Annotated in this window: 19 protein-coding genes; 10 read left to right on the forward strand and 9 right to left on the reverse strand. The window is 30.4% G+C overall.

The annotated features are described in order from the left end of the window. Window positions 1–42: 42 nt before the first annotated feature. Window positions 43–1,044, forward strand: coding sequence for an SDR family oxidoreductase (locus L1S33_RS02580; protein ID WP_240561110.1), 1,002 nt, complete (start codon window positions 43–45; stop codon window positions 1,042–1,044). Window positions 1,045–1,051: 7 nt separating this feature from the next. Here the strand turns inward: L1S33_RS02580 and L1S33_RS02585 are convergent, their stop codons facing one another. The 4 genes from L1S33_RS02585 to L1S33_RS02600 are packed head-to-tail and all read right to left on the reverse strand — an operon-like array spanning window position 1,052 to window position 4,073. Then, window positions 1,052–1,543: a DUF4296 domain-containing protein gene (locus tag L1S33_RS02585; RefSeq protein ID WP_240561111.1), complete on the reverse strand. Its 492-nt coding sequence runs from the start codon at window positions 1,541–1,543 to the stop codon at window positions 1,052–1,054. Then, window positions 1,543–2,883, reverse strand: coding sequence for a dihydroorotase (locus tag L1S33_RS02590; protein WP_240561112.1), 1,341 nt, complete (start codon window positions 2,881–2,883; stop codon window positions 1,543–1,545). Before L1S33_RS02590 ends, L1S33_RS02585 begins: the two co-directional genes overlap by 1 nt. Before the next feature lie 6 nt (window positions 2,884–2,889). Beyond that, window positions 2,890–3,351: a GNAT family N-acetyltransferase gene (locus tag L1S33_RS02595; RefSeq protein WP_240561113.1), complete on the reverse strand. Its 462-nt coding sequence runs from the start codon at window positions 3,349–3,351 to the stop codon at window positions 2,890–2,892. A gap of 2 nt (window positions 3,352–3,353) precedes the next feature. Beyond that, window positions 3,354–4,073 carry a polyprenol monophosphomannose synthase gene (locus L1S33_RS02600; protein ID WP_240561114.1) on the reverse strand — a complete coding sequence of 240 codons (720 nt, stop codon included), beginning with the start codon at window positions 4,071–4,073 and terminating at the stop codon, window positions 3,354–3,356. Between the two features lie 120 nt (window positions 4,074–4,193). Between L1S33_RS02600 and L1S33_RS02605 the strand changes: the two genes are divergently transcribed. From L1S33_RS02605 to L1S33_RS02615, 3 genes are all read left to right on the forward strand, one after another. Next, a complete protein-coding gene (locus tag L1S33_RS02605; RefSeq protein WP_262914338.1) occupies window positions 4,194–4,784 on the forward strand; it encodes a DUF4271 domain-containing protein in 591 nt (196 codons plus the stop codon). A gap of 14 nt (window positions 4,785–4,798) precedes the next feature. Then, window positions 4,799–5,548: a uroporphyrinogen-III synthase gene (locus L1S33_RS02610; RefSeq protein ID WP_240561116.1), complete on the forward strand. Its 750-nt coding sequence runs from the start codon at window positions 4,799–4,801 to the stop codon at window positions 5,546–5,548. Between the two features lie 98 nt (window positions 5,549–5,646). Continuing rightward, on the forward strand, window positions 5,647–6,984 hold the full coding sequence (locus L1S33_RS02615; RefSeq protein WP_240561117.1) for a deoxyguanosinetriphosphate triphosphohydrolase: 1,338 nt from the start codon (window positions 5,647–5,649) through the stop codon (window positions 6,982–6,984). A 105-nt stretch (window positions 6,985–7,089) separates the two neighbouring features. On the opposite strand, the gene L1S33_RS02620 is transcribed toward L1S33_RS02615, so the two are convergent. Next, window positions 7,090–7,659, reverse strand: coding sequence for a DUF3109 family protein (locus tag L1S33_RS02620; protein WP_240561118.1), 570 nt, complete (start codon window positions 7,657–7,659; stop codon window positions 7,090–7,092). A gap of 83 nt (window positions 7,660–7,742) precedes the next feature. On the opposite strand from L1S33_RS02620, the gene L1S33_RS02625 reads away from it, so the two are divergent. Both L1S33_RS02625 and L1S33_RS02630 read left to right on the forward strand, forming a co-directional pair. Then, window positions 7,743–8,324 (forward strand): MarC family protein, encoded by a 582-nt coding sequence (locus tag L1S33_RS02625; protein WP_240551118.1) that lies wholly within the window; start codon window positions 7,743–7,745, stop codon window positions 8,322–8,324. 1 nt (window position 8,325) lies between these two features. Continuing rightward, a complete protein-coding gene (locus tag L1S33_RS02630) occupies window positions 8,326–8,943 on the forward strand; it encodes an FAD-dependent oxidoreductase (RefSeq protein WP_240561119.1) in 618 nt (205 codons plus the stop codon). A 41-nt stretch (window positions 8,944–8,984) separates the two neighbouring features. On the opposite strand, the gene glmS is transcribed toward L1S33_RS02630, so the two are convergent. From glmS to L1S33_RS02645, 3 genes are read right to left on the reverse strand one after another with little or no spacing between them, the layout of a single operon-like run. After that, a complete protein-coding gene (glmS, locus tag L1S33_RS02635; RefSeq protein WP_240561120.1) occupies window positions 8,985–10,841 on the reverse strand; it encodes a glutamine--fructose-6-phosphate transaminase (isomerizing) in 1,857 nt (618 codons plus the stop codon). Between the two features lie 24 nt (window positions 10,842–10,865). Continuing rightward, complete coding sequence (locus tag L1S33_RS02640) at window positions 10,866–12,386, reverse strand: DUF4270 domain-containing protein (protein ID WP_240561121.1); 1,521 nt, start codon at window positions 12,384–12,386, stop codon at window positions 10,866–10,868. 11 nt (window positions 12,387–12,397) lie between these two features. Continuing rightward, complete coding sequence (locus L1S33_RS02645) at window positions 12,398–13,219, reverse strand: glycogen/starch synthase (protein WP_240561122.1); 822 nt, start codon at window positions 13,217–13,219, stop codon at window positions 12,398–12,400. Between the two features lie 97 nt (window positions 13,220–13,316). Here L1S33_RS02645 and panC point away from each other — a divergent pair, with 97 nt between their 5' ends. The 4 genes from panC to radA all read left to right on the forward strand — a co-directional run bounded on the left by panC (window position 13,317) and on the right by radA (window position 17,081). Then, entirely contained in the window at window positions 13,317–14,162 is an 846-nt protein-coding gene (gene panC, locus L1S33_RS02650) for a pantoate--beta-alanine ligase (RefSeq protein ID WP_240561123.1), read from the forward strand. A gap of 48 nt (window positions 14,163–14,210) precedes the next feature. Further along, window positions 14,211–14,561 carry an aspartate 1-decarboxylase gene (gene panD / locus L1S33_RS02655; RefSeq protein ID WP_072556258.1) on the forward strand — a complete coding sequence of 117 codons (351 nt, stop codon included), beginning with the start codon at window positions 14,211–14,213 and terminating at the stop codon, window positions 14,559–14,561. Window positions 14,562–14,563: 2 nt separating this feature from the next. Continuing rightward, window positions 14,564–15,508 (forward strand): lysylphosphatidylglycerol synthase transmembrane domain-containing protein, encoded by a 945-nt coding sequence (locus L1S33_RS02660; protein WP_240561124.1) that lies wholly within the window; start codon window positions 14,564–14,566, stop codon window positions 15,506–15,508. A gap of 214 nt (window positions 15,509–15,722) precedes the next feature. Next, window positions 15,723–17,081: a DNA repair protein RadA gene (gene radA, locus L1S33_RS02665; RefSeq protein ID WP_240561125.1), complete on the forward strand. Its 1,359-nt coding sequence runs from the start codon at window positions 15,723–15,725 to the stop codon at window positions 17,079–17,081. 80 nt (window positions 17,082–17,161) lie between these two features. On the opposite strand, the gene L1S33_RS02670 is transcribed toward radA, so the two are convergent. Further along, complete coding sequence (locus tag L1S33_RS02670; RefSeq protein WP_240561126.1) at window positions 17,162–17,416, reverse strand: hypothetical protein; 255 nt, start codon at window positions 17,414–17,416, stop codon at window positions 17,162–17,164. Window positions 17,417–17,657: the final 241 nt, after the last annotated feature.

Below are 17,657 nucleotides of genomic sequence, written 5' to 3' on the forward strand. Positions count from 1 at the left end.
GCAAAGATAATTTTATCGTTTAAAAAAAACTATTTTCGTGCTATGATTTTAGTTACTGGCGGAACTGGTTTAGTTGGAGCTCATTTACTGTACAAATTAACCACAGAAAATGAGAAAATTAGAGCTATTTATAGAGCTCAAGAAAGTCTTGATAAAGTAAAAGAAATCTTTTCTTTTTATACTTCTGAAATAACACAACATTTTTCTAAAATTGAATGGATAAAGGCAGATATTACTGATATTCCTTCTATGATTCCTGTATTTATCGGCATTAAAAAAGTATATCATTGCGCAGCTTTGGTTTCTTTTAATCCTAAAGATTATAGAGAAATGCGAAAAGTAAATATTCACGGAACTGCTATTGTTGTAAACCTTGCTATTGATGCCAAAATAGATAAACTATGTTTTGTTGGTTCTATTGCAGCAGTTGGTAATGCTATAAACGGAGAAATTATTACTGAAGAAAATGAATGGAATGACGAAGATGATAATCACGGTTATGCAATAACAAAGTTTGGTGCAGAGATGGAAGTTTGGCGTGCAAGCCAAGAAGGCATTAATGTTGTAATTGTAAATCCTGGTGTAATTTTAGGAAGTGGTTTTTGGAACACTGGTTCAAGCAAGCTATTTACCCAAATTTATAATGGTTTTAAGTTTTATACTGAAGGAATAACTGGATTTATTGGCGTAAAAGATGTTGTAAAAGCAATGACTTTACTAATGAATTCTGAAGTAAAAAACGAACGATTTATTCTAGTTTCTGAAAACAAATCATTCAAAGATATTTTCTTTTCAATAGCAGATGCTTTTGGCAAAAAACGTCCTTCTCAAAAAATTAATCCTTGGCAAACTGCTCTTTTTTGGCGAGTTGCTTGGTTAATTTCTTTAATTACAAGAAAAGAACCTTTACTAACAAAACACTCAGCAAAATCTGCTCATGGTGTTTCTTATTATTCAGCAGAAAAAATAAAAAAAGCTTTAAATTTTAACTTTGAAAAAATAGAAAATGTTATTAAACGAGTAGTTAAAAATTATCCTTTATAAAAAGGAATTATCTTTTTTTAAACCCTTTTTCTAAAATTGGTTTTTTCAACTGAGTAGTATCTAATTTTGTAAGGTTGTTAAGTTTCTCTTCCTTACTCTTGCCTTTAAGGCGTTCTTTTTTTATCTTTTTATTATTTAAATTCTTTATAGAATCTTGTGTTTTTAATTCCTTAGAGTACTTCTTATGCTCTTTATCAATATTATCTTTTACTTCAAGTAAAATTTCATTGTATTGCTCTATTACTGATGTATAATAGACATTACTTTCTTTAAATCTTGCACTATCTATTTTATATTTATCGTATATAAAAGGCAAATAATTTACTTGTCTTTGCTGAATTTTATTTTTAACGTTTTTAGCAGATAATGCAATATACATATCAGACAAAAGAGCAACCATTGTGTCTTTTGGTATTAAATTTTCTGGTTTCTTGTAAATTGTATTACTTGTACAAGAACTAAGAAAAATAAAAACTAGTATGTATAAAACTTTTTTCATTATCTGTTAAAAGTTAATCGCTTTCCTTTCTTCTCTTCGTTAAAAACACCTTTGTTGTACATTAATTCTCCATTTACAAAAGTGTGAGTAATTTTACTTGAAAACTCAGTTCCTTCAAACGGAGACCAACCACATTTGTATAAAATATTTTCTTTAGAAACTGTCCAAGAATTGTTGGTGTCTACCAAAACTAAATCGGCATAAAAACCTTCTTTTATAAATCCACGTTGTTTAACTTGAAAGATTTTAGCAGGATTATGACACATTTTTTCCACCGCTTTTTCAACCGATAAAACGCCTTCTTTTACTTTCTCAAAAATAGCAGGAATTGCATGTTGTACTAACGGACCTCCACTTGGTGCTTTCGTATAGACATTATCTTTTTCTTCTAAAGTATGTGGAGCGTGATCTGTAGCAATAATATCAATTCTATCATCTAACAACGCTTTCCACAAACCATCTTTATCCTTTTGAGATTTAACAGCTGGATTCCATTTAATATGAGTTCCTTTTGTATCATAATCGGCATCAGTAAACCATAAATGATGTACGCAAACCTCTGCTGTTATTTGTTTTTCTTCTAAAGGAATATCATTGCGAAATAAATCGGTTTCTTTAGCAGTTGATAAATGAAAAACATGCAAACGTGCACCTGTTTTTTTAGCCAATTCAATTGCTTTTGAAGATGAAATATAACAAGCTTCTTCACTTCTAATAATTGGGTGATATTTTAAAGGAATATCATCTCCAAATTCTGCTTTATATTTTTCTGTGTTTTTTCTAATTGTAGCTTCATCTTCGCAATGCACAGAAATAACCATTTTTGTTGACGAAAATATTTTTTCTAAAACAGCTTCATTATCCACCAACATATTTCCTGTAGAAGAGCCTAAAAACAATTTAATTCCAGCAACATTTTCTGGATTTGTTTTTAATAATTCTTCTAAGTTGTTGTTTGTTCCACCAAACATAAATGAGTAATTAGCATAAGAATCTTTAGCAGCAATGTTAAATTTATCTTCTAACAATTCTTGTGTTGTTGCTTGCGGAACGGTGTTAGGCATTTCTATAAAAGACGTAATTCCACCTGCAATTGCAGCTTTGCTTTCTGTAGCAATATTTGCCTTGTGTGTTAAACCTGGCTCACGAAAATGTACTTGATCGTCAATCATTCCAGGAATTAAATAACTTCCTTTTGCATCAATTATAATTGCATTGTCTGTAGCTATAATAGATTCAGAAATTTCTTTAATAAATTCATTTTCAATAAGAATATCTCCATTAAAAATGGTATTCTCATTTACTATTTTTGCATTTTTTATTAATGTATGTTGTGTCATTTCTTTTTAAAATTCTAAACGCATATTAACTAAACTCTTATTAAAACCAAAACGTTCATAAGATTTTATTGCTGCAGGATTATTATGGTAAACATCTAATCTTATTTCATTTAAGCTTTCTTTTTTAGCCCAATTTTTTAAAGATTCTAAAATTAAACCACTTATTTTTTTTCCTCTAAAGGATGGTTTCACAAACATAAAACCAATGTAACCATGCTTTTCGTTTTTGTGATAAATTCTAGAGTTTTCAATTCTAATGTAACCAGAACCTACAACTTCATCTTTAGAAACTGCAACAATTAAATGTGTGTTTTTTGCAGTTATTAATTCTTCAATATTATAATAATTGATATTTCCTTTTTTTAAAAAAGGATCCATTGGTCTTTCTGCCTCAATAACTCCTTGTTCAAAAGTTAATAAAACCTCTAAATCTTTAAGTGTAGCTATTCTAGTAGAAATTAATGTCATCTTTATTTTGGCAACTTACTTAAACGCATTTTTATAACTCCAAAAAGTGCTTCGTAAACAATATTTCCGCTCATTTTAGATTCACCTAAAGTTCTATCTGTAAAGATTACGGAAACTTCATTAATTTTAAATCCACGTTTCCAAGCTTTATATTTCATTTCAATTTGAAAAGCATAACCAATAAATTTAATTTTGTCTAATCTAAGTGTTTCTAAAACACTGCGTTTCCAACAAACAAAACCAGCTGTTGTATCATGCAAAGGAATTCCTGTAATAAAACGCACATATTTAGAAGCAAAATAAGAAAGTAAAACTCTGTGCATTGGCCAATTAACAACATTTACTCCAACAGAATATCGAGATCCTACAGAAACATCTGCGTCTTTTTTAGCACATTCATTATAAAGCCTTATTAAATCTTTTGGATTGTGAGAAAAATCTGCATCCATTTCAATAATGTAGTCGTATTTTTTTTCAATAGCCCATTTAAACCCGTGAATATATGCGGTTCCTAAACCGTTTTTTCCTGTACGTTTTTCTATGTGTAGTTTGGTTGAAAACTCTTTTTGAAGATTTTCTACTATATTTCCAGTACCGTCTGGAGAATTATCATCAACAACTAAAATATGAAAATCTTTCTCTTGATTAAAAACTTCGCGTATTATAGCTTCAATGTTTTCTTTTTCGTTGTACGTAGGTATTATAACTAATGCGTCAGACATTATAGATTTTATTCAAATAAGAGACAAATATACATCATTTTATTCCTAATTTAGCGTTAATATTTCTGTTGAAAAATGCAAGCAATTCCTAGAGAACTAACACAAAATAATTGGATAACAATGTTATTCCTAGTAGGCTTTATTTTGCTTTTTTTCATGAAGTTATATAAACCTTCTCGTTTTTTAGGGTATTCAATTTCGTTTTTTACACGTGGTTTTATTGAGAAACGAGCAGAAGAAAAACCTGCTATTTTCTCTACTTTTCATGTTTTAATATTTTCTTTTTGTGCTTTAACACTTAGCTTATTTGTATATACATTAATCCCTGATAACCAAACAAAAAACAACCTAATATCCTATGTATATGTAATCTTATTTACGTTTATATATTTGATTATTAGAAGATTAATAGATTATTCTTTTAGCAAACTACTTGATCTTTCTAATTATGTTAGGTACTTTATTTTTACAAAGGTTGGTTACCTATATACGCTTTCAATTTGGTTATTTCCAATTTTAATAGCCTATAATTATGGTTATAAAAACAACTACTTTCTTTGGGGAAGTTTTCTAATTTTAATTGCAATTCGTTTTGGTTTAGTTTTTTACAACAACAAAAAGCTGATTATAAAGCACTTGTTTTATTTTATTTTGTATCTTTGCGCCCTTGAAATAGCACCGCTATTTATTATTTTAAAAATACTAAAATAAGTAAAGGACATACTATGAAAGTGAAAACTATTTTAGTGTCTCAACCGGCACCAAAAACTGAGACCTCGCCTTATTTTGATTTGGCTGACAAACAAAAAATTAAAGTTGATTTTAGATCATTTATTCATGTTGAAGGAATTTCTGTAAAAGAAGTTCGTGCAGAAAAAATTGATTTAAAAGACTACACTGCTGTAATCTTAACAAGTAGAAATGCTGTAGATCATTACTTTAGAATTGCTGAAGAAATGCGTTTTACAGTTCCTGACGACATGAAATATTTTTGTCAATCTGAAGCGGTAGCTTATTATCTACAGAAATATGTAGTGTATAGAAAACGAAAAATTTATGTAGGTACAAGAACATTTCCTGAACTTACAAAACTTATAAAGAAACATAAAGACGAAAAGTTTTTACTACCTTCTTCTGATAAATTAAAACCTTTAATTCCTCAGGAATTAGACAAGTTAAAAATTAACTGGACACGCGCTAATTTATACAGAACTGTTGTAAGTGATTTATCTGATTTAGAAAATGTTTTTTACGACATTTTAGTTTTCTTTAGTCCTTCTGGAATAGATAGTTTATTTAAAAACTTTCCAGAATTTAAGCAAAATAAAACACGTCTTGCTGTTTTTGGCAACTCTACTATAAAAGCTGTAGAAGATAGAGGATTAAGAGTTGATATTGCTGCACCAACACCAGAAACTCCTTCTATGACAATGGCATTAGAAAAATACATTAAAGACATTAATGGTAAAAAATAATATATTCTAAATTTATTTTAGAATGTACATAAATTGATAAAAGAGAAGTTGTAAAGCTTCTCTTTTTTTGTATTTTCGAAGAACTTTAAATTAAAGCAATGAACTGGGAACAACTTCTATCTTTAAAAAGATTTGGCGACACACAAAAACGAGAACGAATAGCACAAGACGAAACTCGTTTAGGGTTTGAAGTAGATTTTGATAGAATTATATTTTCATCAGCTTTTAGAAGTTTACAAGACAAAACACAAGTAATTCCACTTTCTAAAACCGATTTTGTACACACACGTTTAACACACAGTTTAGAAGTTTCCGTAGTTGGTAGAACACTTGGGAGGCGTGTTGGAAAAGTACTGCTAGAAAGACATCCAGAATTAGTAAAACTTGGATATACATTCAATGATTTTGGCGCAATTGTAGCTGGCGCTTCAGTAATGCATGATATTGGAAATCCACCTTTTGGGCATTCGGGAGAAAAAGCAATTGGCGAGTACTTTAAAACCGGAAACGGATTAAAATATAAGAATCAACTTACCGATAAAGAATACCAAGATGTTATAGATTTTGAAGGAAATGCAAACGGATTTAAAATTTTAACCGAAAATAGACAAGGTACAGAAGGTGGCTTACGTTTAAGCTACGCAACTTTAGGAGCCTTTATAAAATACCCAAAAGAATCCTTACCAAAAAAACCTACACAACATATTGTAGATAAAAAGTACGGCTTTTTTCAATCAGAAAAGGCGGCTTTTTTAGATGTTACGGAAGACTTAGGTTTGTTGAAAAAACAAAGTGACGGAATTTCATTTTACCGTCATCCTTTAGCTTACTTAGTAGAAGCAGCAGATGATATTTGCTATACAATTATAGATTTTGAAGACGGAATAAATCTTGGTTTAATAGACGAAGAATTTGCTTTAGAATACATGATAAAACTAGTGAAAGATAAAATTGACAGCAATAAATATCATTCACTTCAACATAAAAAAGACAGAATAAGTTATTTAAGAGCTCTTGCTATTGGCGTGCTAATTAATGAGGCTGTAGCTATATTTTTAGCCAACGAAGAAGCCATTTTAAAAGGTGATTTTGACAAAGGCTTACTAGACAAATGTAAATACGAAGCACAAATAAATGACATTATAAAATTGAGTGTAGCCAAAATATATAATTCTAAAGAAGTTGTAGAAAAAGAGGTTGCAGGTTATAAAATTATAGCCGATTTATTAGATGTCTTTGTAACTGCTCTAAACAATAAGTTTGATGGTAATCAATCTAATTACGACAATTTAGTACTCAATTTATTACCAGAAGAATATCAAGTACAAGAAGAGCAATTATACGATAGAATTATGCAAATATGCAGTTATATTGCAGGTTTATCAGATGGTTTTGCAATTAGACTTCACAAAAAATTAATGGGAAATATTATTTAATAGTAGAAGCCATTTCCTGCTTTCCGCTATATCTTTTTTGTGAAAAACAAAAAAGGATGTCGCTTCAATAAGGGCTAAACTTGTTTGCTGACTTTTTGTAATAATTTATTTCAAGTGTTTTTCGGCAGTTTTCTCTAATTCTAAATACCAATTTTCACCAAACTTTCTAATCAAAGCTTCTTTTAGAAATTTGTAAACGGGTACTTGTAATTCTTTTCCCAACGTACATGCATCATCACAGATATCCCATTTATGGTAATTTACAGCAGCAAATTCACTATAATCTTTTACTCTAACAGGATATAAATGGCAAGAAATTGGTTTTTTCCAATCTACAATACCTTTATTATACGCTTGTTCAATTCCACACATTGCTGTGTTTTTTTCATCAAAAGTAACATAAGCACACGCTTCTCCATCAATTAATGGAGTTTCTAACTCACCAAAATCGCTAGTTACCCAAGTACCTTGTTTTTCGATAGCTTCTATTCCTTCAGCTCTTAAAAAAGGTTTTACTTTAGGGTAAATCTCCTCTAAAATTTTAGTCTCTTCCTTATCAAGTGGCGCTCCAGCTTCACCCGCTACACAACAAACTCCTTTACAAGCGGATAGATTGCAAACAAAATCTTTTTCTATGATATCTTCCGATACTATTGTCTTACCTAATTGAAACATAACGCAAAAGTACAGTTATTTTTACCTTTTATAAACGTATATTAAGATTTCTTAACTAATTTTGCAGTATTAAATAAACAATAATGAATTTTAATTTTAAAGAAATATTTACGGCATTTATGGTTTTATTTGCTGTAATAGATATTATTGGAAACATTCCTATTATTATAGATTTACGTAAAAAAGTAGGCCATATTCAATCTGAAAAAGCCTCACTTATTGCTGGTTTTATCATGATTATTTTCCTTTTCTTAGGACAAAGTTTACTATCTTTAATTGGCGTAGATGTTAATTCATTTGCTGTTGCAGGTTCTTTTATCCTGTTTTTTATCGCCTTAGAAATGATATTAGGAATTACATTATATAAAGATGATGATGAAGGTGGAATAACTGCTACGGTTTTCCCTTTAGCCTTTCCTTTAATTGCTGGTCCAGGAAGTTTAACAACCTTGCTTTCTTTGCGAGCAGAATTCAATATTGAAAACATAATTGTTGCCGTAATATTAAATGTTTTAGTAATTTATATTGTATTAAAAACATCTTCTAAAATTGAACGTATAATTGGTGCAAATGGTATAAAAATTATTAGAAAAGTATTTGGTGTAATTCTTTTAGCTATTGCTGTAAAGTTATTTGCACATAATATTAAAGAGTTATTTGCTTAAGATGAATTTTGATGTTTTAATAATTGGAGGTGGTGTTGCAGGTATGCAATGTGCACTACTTTTAGGTTCTGCAAAAAACAAAATGTTTGCTAAAAATAAAACTGTTGGCATTATTTTACACCAGCGTTCTTCACACCTACAAAATGCTTTATTTAATAACGTTTTAGGCTTACCTAAAGGAAAATTTGGTAGCGATATTTTGTCTGAAGGAAGACAACAATTAAAAAATGTTTATCCGCATATTTTTCAAATTGAAAATGAAAAAGTTTGTAAAGTTGAAGATGATAAAGCTGGTTTTAAAGTTACTACCAATAAAAAGGAATATACAGCAACAAATGTTGTTATTGCTTTAAACTACTCTAAACCTTTTGAAATTGAAGGATTAGATGAATACATAGAGCCTCACAAAAGAGCAAATCCTGCAAAAGATAGAATTCAATTACGTAATAATAATCATCTTATAAAAAAGGGATTATATACTTGTGGTACAATTGCTGGCTGGCGAAGTCAATTTGCAATTGCAGCCGGAAGTGGCGCAAGTGTAGCTACAGATATACTTACCGATTGGAATGATGGAAATCACACTAAAATTCATGATAAAATAAAAAATCCGATGTAAATTTACATCGGATTTTTTTATTATTTAAAGTTTTCTAAAACTTATTCAACCGTAACAGCTTTAGCTAAATTTCTTGGTTGATCTACATTTTTCTCTAACATTACTGCAATATGATATGATAATAGTTGTAATGGTATTGTAGTTAACAAAGGAGTTAAAGCCTCTTCTGTTTCTGGAATTTCAATTACATGATCTGCAATCTTTTTAACCTCAGTATCACCTTCAGTAACAATTGCAATAATTTTTCCGCTACGAGCTTTTATTTCTTGTATGTTACTCACTACTTTTTCGTAATGACCTTTATTGGTGGCAATTACAAAAATTGGCATATTTTCATCAATTAAAGCAATTGGTCCATGTTTCATCTCCGCAGCAGGATAACCCTCAGCATGGATATAAGAAATCTCTTTTAATTTTAATGCTCCTTCTAAAGCAACTGGAAAATTAAAACCACGACCTAAATATAAACAGTTCGTTGCATCTTTATAGACTTTAGCAATTTCCTGTACTTTTTTATCTATTTTTAATAATTGCTCTACTTTCCCAGGAATTAACTGCATTCTTTGTAAATACGTATGAAATGCATTCTTAGATAAAGTTCCTTTTGCTTCTCCTAACTTTAAAGCTATTAACGATAAAACAGTTATTTGTGTTGTAAATGCTTTTGTAGATGCCACGCCTATTTCTGGACCTGCATGTGTGTAGGCTCCTGCATGTGTTTCTCTTGCAATCGAAGATCCTACAACATTACAAACACCAAAAACAAATGCTCCTTTAGATTTTGCTAATTTAATAGCTGCTAAAGTATCCGCAGTTTCTCCAGATTGAGATATAGCAATTACTACATCTTTAGAAGTTATAATTGGATTTCGATATCTGAATTCAGAAGCATACTCTACTTCAACTGGAATACGAGCCATATCTTCAAAAAGATACTCTCCAACTAAACCTGCATGCCAAGATGTACCACAGGCAATAATTATAATTCTATCAGCGTTTAAAAACTTTTGAAGATTATCATCAACACCAGACATTCTAATAATACCCTCATCAGCTAACATACGTCCTCTATAAGTATCTGTAATTGCCTTTGGTTGTTCATGAATTTCTTTAAGCATAAAGTGATCGTAACCACCTTTTTCTATTTGCTCTAAGCTCATTTGAAGCTCTTGAATCGTAGCGTCTACTATTTTATCGCTTTTAATCTGACGAACACGTACTTCTTTTCCTATTTTTATAATTGCTAATTCACCATCTTCTAAATAAATAGCATCTTTTGTGTATTCTATAAAAGGAGATGCATCAGAAGCAACAAAAAATTCTTTATTATCTTTACCAACTCCAATTGCAATTGGACTTCCTAAACGAGCTACTACAATTTCATTTGGTTTTGTTTTATCAAATACAGCAATTGCATAGGCCCCAATAACATTGGTTAATGCTATTTGAACAGCTTTACCTAACTTACATTTTTCGTTCTTTTTTACCTCTTCAATAAGGTTAATAAGAACTTCTGTATCTGTATCACTATGAAACTTATAACCTCTGTTAATTAGCTCTTGTTTAATAGTGTCATAATTTTCTATAATTCCATTATGAACAATAACTAAATCTCCTGATTGAGAAAAATGTGGATGTGAATTTACATCATTTGGAACACCATGTGTTGCCCAACGAGTATGCCCAATACCAATTTTACCAAGTTTTCTTTCTTCTTCTTTATTGGTGATAAGTTCTAAGTCAGAAACCTTTCCTTTAGTTTTTGACATTCGCATTTTGTCTCCGTCATACAACATAACACCTGAGCTATCATAGCCTCTATATTCTAGACGCTTTAATCCGTTAATTACTATAGGGTAAGCATCTCTAAAGCCAATATAACCTGTAATTCCACACATAACAATTTAGGTTTTAAAAATTATTTATTTTTTTATTGAATATGATATTTTTAATTGCGCCTTTCTTTCTACGTTAGAAGAAGTATTACTATGCAGCACAATTCCTCTTGGGTTCCAGTTAAAGGAACCTACAATAGTATCAGTAGTAAAGCTTGGTAAATCTGTTGTGTTAAATACTTTTAACCCTAAAGGGGGATTATATGAAGATTCACCAGATAGTAAATCAGAAATATAATCGGTTATTCTAAAGTGGTATCTGTCTTTAGCACCATTCTCATCAATTAATAATTGACCTCCAAAAACACTTGTTCCTTCAGTAATTATATCTTTTATAAGGCTAGGATTACCATCTTCATTTTTATATAAAAACAAATTTAATGGAACATTAGTTGTATCTTTAGATTGTTCTACATAAAAAACTAAAGAAGCATCATTAATTAACCAATCCTGACTTCTTAAATCTTGTAATTCTGTTCCTTGTAAAATATCAATATTAGCCATTGTTCCTGCTGTCCCTTGAACTACAAAGTTACCTGCTGCAGGGGCATTTCCTGCTGTTGGTTTATAAATACTATTTGTAACACCACTTAAAGGGAAAGAATTATTTCTTACTATAGTATCAATTATAGACCCGTTTGCTAAAACAGTATTTGTATAGAAGATGTCTATTACCGGTGATCCTGTAGAAAAATTAAAAGGAATCAAAGAGCCATCTGTTCCGGAAGCTTCAATAATTAATCCTCTAAAGTAATTTTGAAATGCTTGTAATGACTCAAATTCCGTTGTTTCATATTTATCTAAAAACAACGCTTTTATTTCATCTTTATCAAGCGGAATAGCCATAAAAGGAGCTGAATTTGCAATTTTCAAGGTATCTTTAAACGTGTTTCCATTACTTAAATTCCTATCAAAAACATACATAGTATCTTGTGTTGTTTCATTTTGAGGAACCGTAAAAGAAAAATTTGCATCTTCATTTAGTATATTTCCTTTAGAATATACCGCATCAGATAAATAAGTATTTTGTTGCGTAGGATTTGCTGGGTCTAATGTATTTAAAAAAGTTAAATTTCTATACACTTTTACTGCAACCGGTATTGTTGGATCCCCTAAAATTGAATCAATTTTAAAGCTATTTCCATCACTTGTTTCAACATCAACTGTGTTAGTAGATTGATATGGTAATCGTATTAAAACCTTATCCATTTTAGTAACAACTGTTGTATCTGTACCATATGTGTTTTCAACAACTTTTAAATCTGCAAGTAAGCCAATTTGAGAAACTATTGATGCTTCAATAGTTTTAAAATCATCACTTTTATAAACTCCTAAAAGGTATTCTCCTAAGTTAACACTTATTCCTCCATCTGCTCTAACCGCAGCAATATCAACTGGAGAAATTGTAATATCTAACAAGGTGTCTTTTGTTTCAAAAACTCCATTATTTATTACTGAAGAACCAATATCTGTAAAATCTTTTTCACAAGAAATAACACCGAATAAAAATAGTAGGAAAGATCCTACATAAACACTTTTTTTAATCATTGTAAAATGAACTAATCGTTTAAATTTTCTAATACTTTTTCTGAGTAAAACTCTAAATATGCCTCTGTAATATCTTCATCTTTTTGAAAATCTAAAACTACTGTTTCAGAATTATCAATAAACTCTAATATTTCATCAGATAAATCTTCACTACCTTTTATAATAGCATCAGAATTTTCTATGGCACTTTTTAAAATATTGGTATGATTTGGTGTTTCAATTGTTTTAACTTTTGCTTCGTCTAAATTATCAAAACGAACTTTATCTGCCATTTCACTATCTAATTCACCTTCAAAACCACTATTATACAGCGAAGTTACAATCTTGCTCTCTGTAAACAATGGCTCTTCCTTATAAAATTCTCTTAAATAAAGCGGAAGTAAAGATGCCATCCAACCATGAATATGAATAATATCTGGAGCCCAGTTTAATTTTTTAACTGTTTCAACAACACCTTTTGCAAAGAAAATCATGCGCTCGTCATTGTCATCAAAAAGCTCTTCATCTTCATCAGAATATACAGCTTTACGCTTAAAATACTCTTCATTATCTATAAAGTAAACTTGCATTCTTTCTTTAGGAATTGAAGCTACTTTTATAATTAAAGGCATATCCATGTCATTGATAATCAAATTCATACCAGACAAACGAATAACTTCGTGTAATTGATGTCTTCTTTCGTTAATTACACCAAATCTTGGCATAAAAATACGTGTTTGAACTCCTTTAGAATGTGCTTTCTTTGCAACGTTAAATGCAGTTGATGATAACTCAGTTTCTGGTAAGTAAGGAACTACTTCCGACGAAACATATAATATTCTCTTGTCCTTCATTAAATCAATTCTCTTTAAATAAGAGTGCAAAAATACGAAAATATATGCAAAAATCATGTTAAAATGCTAATTTCGCATGTATTCCAATTTATAACGAATGAAAAAATTTGATAAAAAATCCGAATTAAAAAAGTATTTATCAGCTTTAAAGAATGATAAAAAATCCATTGGTTTTGTTCCCACAATGGGCGCGTTACATCAAGGACATTTATCGCTCGTAAAAAGTGCTCAAGAGAAAAACGATATTACTGTAGTTAGCATTTTTGTAAACCCTACACAGTTTGATAATAAAGAAGATTTGGTAAAATACCCAAAAACTCTAGAAAATGATATTCAGCTTTTAGAAAGTGTAAATTGTGATGTGTTATTTTCACCTTCGGTGGAAGAAATTTATGCAGAAAACATAAGTTCTGAAAGTTTTAATTTTGATGGATTAGAGCATCAAATGGAAGGAAAATTTAGAGATGGCCATTTTGATGGAGTTGGCACAATTGTAAAGACATTGTTTGAAATTGTTGCGCCAGATACTGCTTATTTTGGCAAAAAAGATTTTCAGCAATTACAAATCATAAAAAAACTAGTAGAAAAACATTCCATTCCGTTAAAAATTAAAGGATGCGATATTTTTAGAGAAGAAGATGGTTTGGCAATGAGTTCTAGGAATGCTCGTTTAACAAAAGAACACAGAGAAGCTGCTCCTTTTATTTATAAAACACTTAAAAAAGCAAAGAAAAAATTTGGCACAAAAAGTGCAGATAAAGTTACTAAATGGGTGGAAAAGAAGTTTAAAAAACACCCTTTATTAGAATTGGAGTATTTTACCATTGCAAACGAAAAAACATTAGAAACCATCAATAAAAAAGAGCCAAAACAAAAATATCGTGCATTTATTGCCGTTTTTGCTGGTGAAATTAGGTTGATAGATAATATTCGTTTAAAATAAAACAGTTCAAAAACAAATCATTAACCATTAAAAAACTATTTTTGCACTATGTTAGTACAAGTTGTAAAATCAAAAATTCACCGTGTAAAAGTTACAGGTGCCGATTTAAATTATATAGGAAGCATTACCATTGACGAAGATTTAATGGACGCAGCCAATATTATAGAAGGAGAACGTGTTCAAATTGTAAACAACAATAATGGAGAACGTTTAGAAACCTATGCAATTCCAGGACCAAGAGGAAGCGGAGAAATAACGTTAAACGGAGCCGCTGCAAGAAAAGTTGCAAAAGGAGATGTTTTAATCTTAATTGTTTACGGATTCTTAGAATTAGAAGAAGCTAAAAAGTTTAAACCTTCATTAGTTTTTCCTAACGAAAAAGATAATACACTTACATAGTTTTGAATTTTAAAAAGATTTTAAAAATTATATTACCTCTCGCTTTGGGAGGTTTTTTAGTTTGGTATTCTTTATCTAAAGTTTCTTTAGAAACACTTATACAATACTTTAAAGAAGCAAATTATTGGTGGATTGCACTTGGGTTATTCTTTGGTGTTTTAAGTCATTTATCAAGAGCCTATCGTTGGAAATTTATGCTAGAACCATTAGGTTTTAAGCCAAAATTTGCAAACAGCACAATGGCAGTTTTAGTTGCCTATTTAGTAAATTATGCTGTTCCAAGAGCAGGAGAAGTTTCTCGTGCAGCAGTTATGACAAATTATGAAGGCATTCCGTTCGAAAAAGGTTTTGGAACCATCGTAGCAGAACGTATTGCAGACCTAATTATGATGCTCATAATCATAGCAATTACACTCTTTTTTCAATTCGATTTTATTTACGAATTACTCACAAAAAACTTCGATCCAACAAAAATATTCATCGGTTTAGCAGTGTTAGCTTTGTTATTTTTCGTTTTTACCAGATACGTTAAAAAAGCAAAAAGCGGTTTTGGATTAAAAATTAAAACATTTATAACAGGCTTAGTAGAAGGCGTTACCAGTATTTTTAAAATGAAAAATAAATGGGCATTTATCTTCCATACCGTATTTATTTGGGCAATGTATGTCTGCATGTTTTGGGCAACAATTCCTGCAATTGAAGGTTTAAGCGTTCCTTTTGGTGGTGTTTTAATCGGCTTTATTGCTGGCGGATTCTCTATTGCAGCAACAAATGGAGGTATTGGTTTATATCCAGTTGCCGTAGCTGGCGCATTAGCGTTATTTGGTGTTTCAGAAGAACCTGCAACCGCTTTTGGTTGGATTATGTGGACAGCACAAACCGCAATGATTATCATTTTCGGTGGCTTATCATTTCTATTCCTACCAATATACAATAAGAACAAATAATTTTTTGGGCGTTACTTTATCCTGAAGGCATTCAGGACCAAGTCGCGCTTTACACTATATCTTTTTGCTAAATAAACAAAAAGGATGCCGTTTCAATCGCTAACGCAACTGTTTGCTAACTTTTAGGAAATCTTTTTTATTATTATTTTTTTAAAAGCCACATGCTAATAAACTTTGTAACTTTGTTACCCTAAAACTTTGTAACTTTTAAAAAATGGCAAAAACCAAAACAACTTTTTTCTGTCAAAACTGCGGAACACAACATGCAAAATGGGTTGGACAATGTGGCGCTTGTAAAGAATGGAATACTATTGTAGAAGAAGTAATTCAGAAAGAAGAAAAACGAAGTTGGAAACAAGCCACAACAGCAAAATCAGTTACAAAACCCTTAAAAATTGCCGATATTCAATTAAATCCTGAAGAACGTGTTATTACCAATAATAATGAATTAGACACCGTTCTTGGTGGCGGATTGGTAAAAGGATCCGTAACACTTTTAGGAGGAGAACCTGGAATAGGAAAATCTACTTTATTACTGCAAGTTGCCTTAAACATTAAACAGAAAGTATTGTATGTTTCAGGAGAAGAAAGTCAATCGCAAATAAAAATGCGTGCAGAAAGACTGGAAAGCAGCAATTCTAACTGTTTAATTTTAACTGAAACAAACACGCAGCAAATTTTTAAAAATATAGAAGAAGTTGCACCAGAAGTTTTGGTTATTGATTCTATTCAAACATTACATACAAACTCAATTGAAGCTTCTCCAGGCAGTATTTCTCAAATCAGAGAAACATCTGCAGAGCTTATAAAATTTGCCAAAGAAACTGCAACTCCAGTTTTGTTAATTGGTCATATTAACAAAGAAGGACATATTGCTGGGCCAAAAATTTTAGAACACATGGTAGATGTTGTTTTACAATTTGAAGGCGATAGAAATCATACCTACAGAATATTACGTTCACAAAAAAACAGATTTGGTTCTACAGCAGAATTAGGTATTTACGAAATGCTTTCAACCGGATTAAGAGAAGTATCTAATCCGTCAGAAATACTAATTTCTAAAAAAGATGCAGATTTAAGCGGAACCGCAATTGCCTCAACTTTAGAAGGTATTAGACCGTTAATGATAGAAATACAAGCTTTGGTTTCTACAGCGGTTTACGGAACACCTCAACGCTCTACAACAGGTTACAATCTAAAACGATTACACATGATTTTAGCTGTGTTAGAAAAAAGAGCCGGATTTAAATTAGGTGCAAAAGATGTTTTTTTAAACGTTACTGGTGGAATTAATGTAGACGATCCTGCAATTGACTTAGCAGTTGTTGCGGCAATTTTATCATCAAACCAAGATATTGCCATAAATCCAAATGTGTGTTTTGCAGCAGAAGTTGGTTTGGCAGGAGAAATAAGACCTGTTTCTAAAATAGACCAACGAATTATTGAAGCAGAAAAGTTAGGTTATAAAACTTTTGTTGCTTCAAAATACAATAAAATAGCCTCTAAAAATCACAATATAAAATTGATTTTAGTTGGTAAGATTGAAGAGGCTTTTGCTACGTTGTTTGCTTAGATGTATTATAAAAACAAAAAAAGAGAAATCTTTCGACTTCTCTTTATTATAATGTATTCACTCAAAAAAATTGTTTAAAACTATTTTAGATAATCATTTACTAACTCTTCAATTAATTTGACAGATTCAGTGTTTTCTGATTGAATCTTTAAGGAAAAATTATCTTTCTTTCCAGTTAAAATTATCTCTGCATCATGATCAGATGATATTAAAGTTAATTTAGATTGAATTTCACTTATAACTTCATCCATTTGATTATTTAGGATAGAATTAATATCTAAAAATTCATTCTTGTTTTTTTTTAATTTTATAGTATTGTCTATAAATTGTATCATTTCTTCTTGTATTTAAACTTGTTAACTTTTTGTTTTTTGTTAACAAGTATGTTCAGCAAGTCTAAAATATGACCATAAAGCACATTTTAGTTTGCGATAAAATTTAGAAAAATAACTTGGTGAAAAGAATCCTAATTTGTAGTTTTGAAAAACAAAAGGGAGATTGAGTAATCTCAAAATTCTTTTAACTAACTTTAATTTTAGCCCTGGCCGGAAAAAATTAAAAATTTACCAAGAAGCG

The organism is Tenacibaculum aquimarinum (genome assembly GCF_022478115.1).
Taxonomy (GTDB): Bacteria; Bacteroidota; Bacteroidia; order Flavobacteriales; family Flavobacteriaceae; genus Polaribacter; species Polaribacter aquimarinum_A.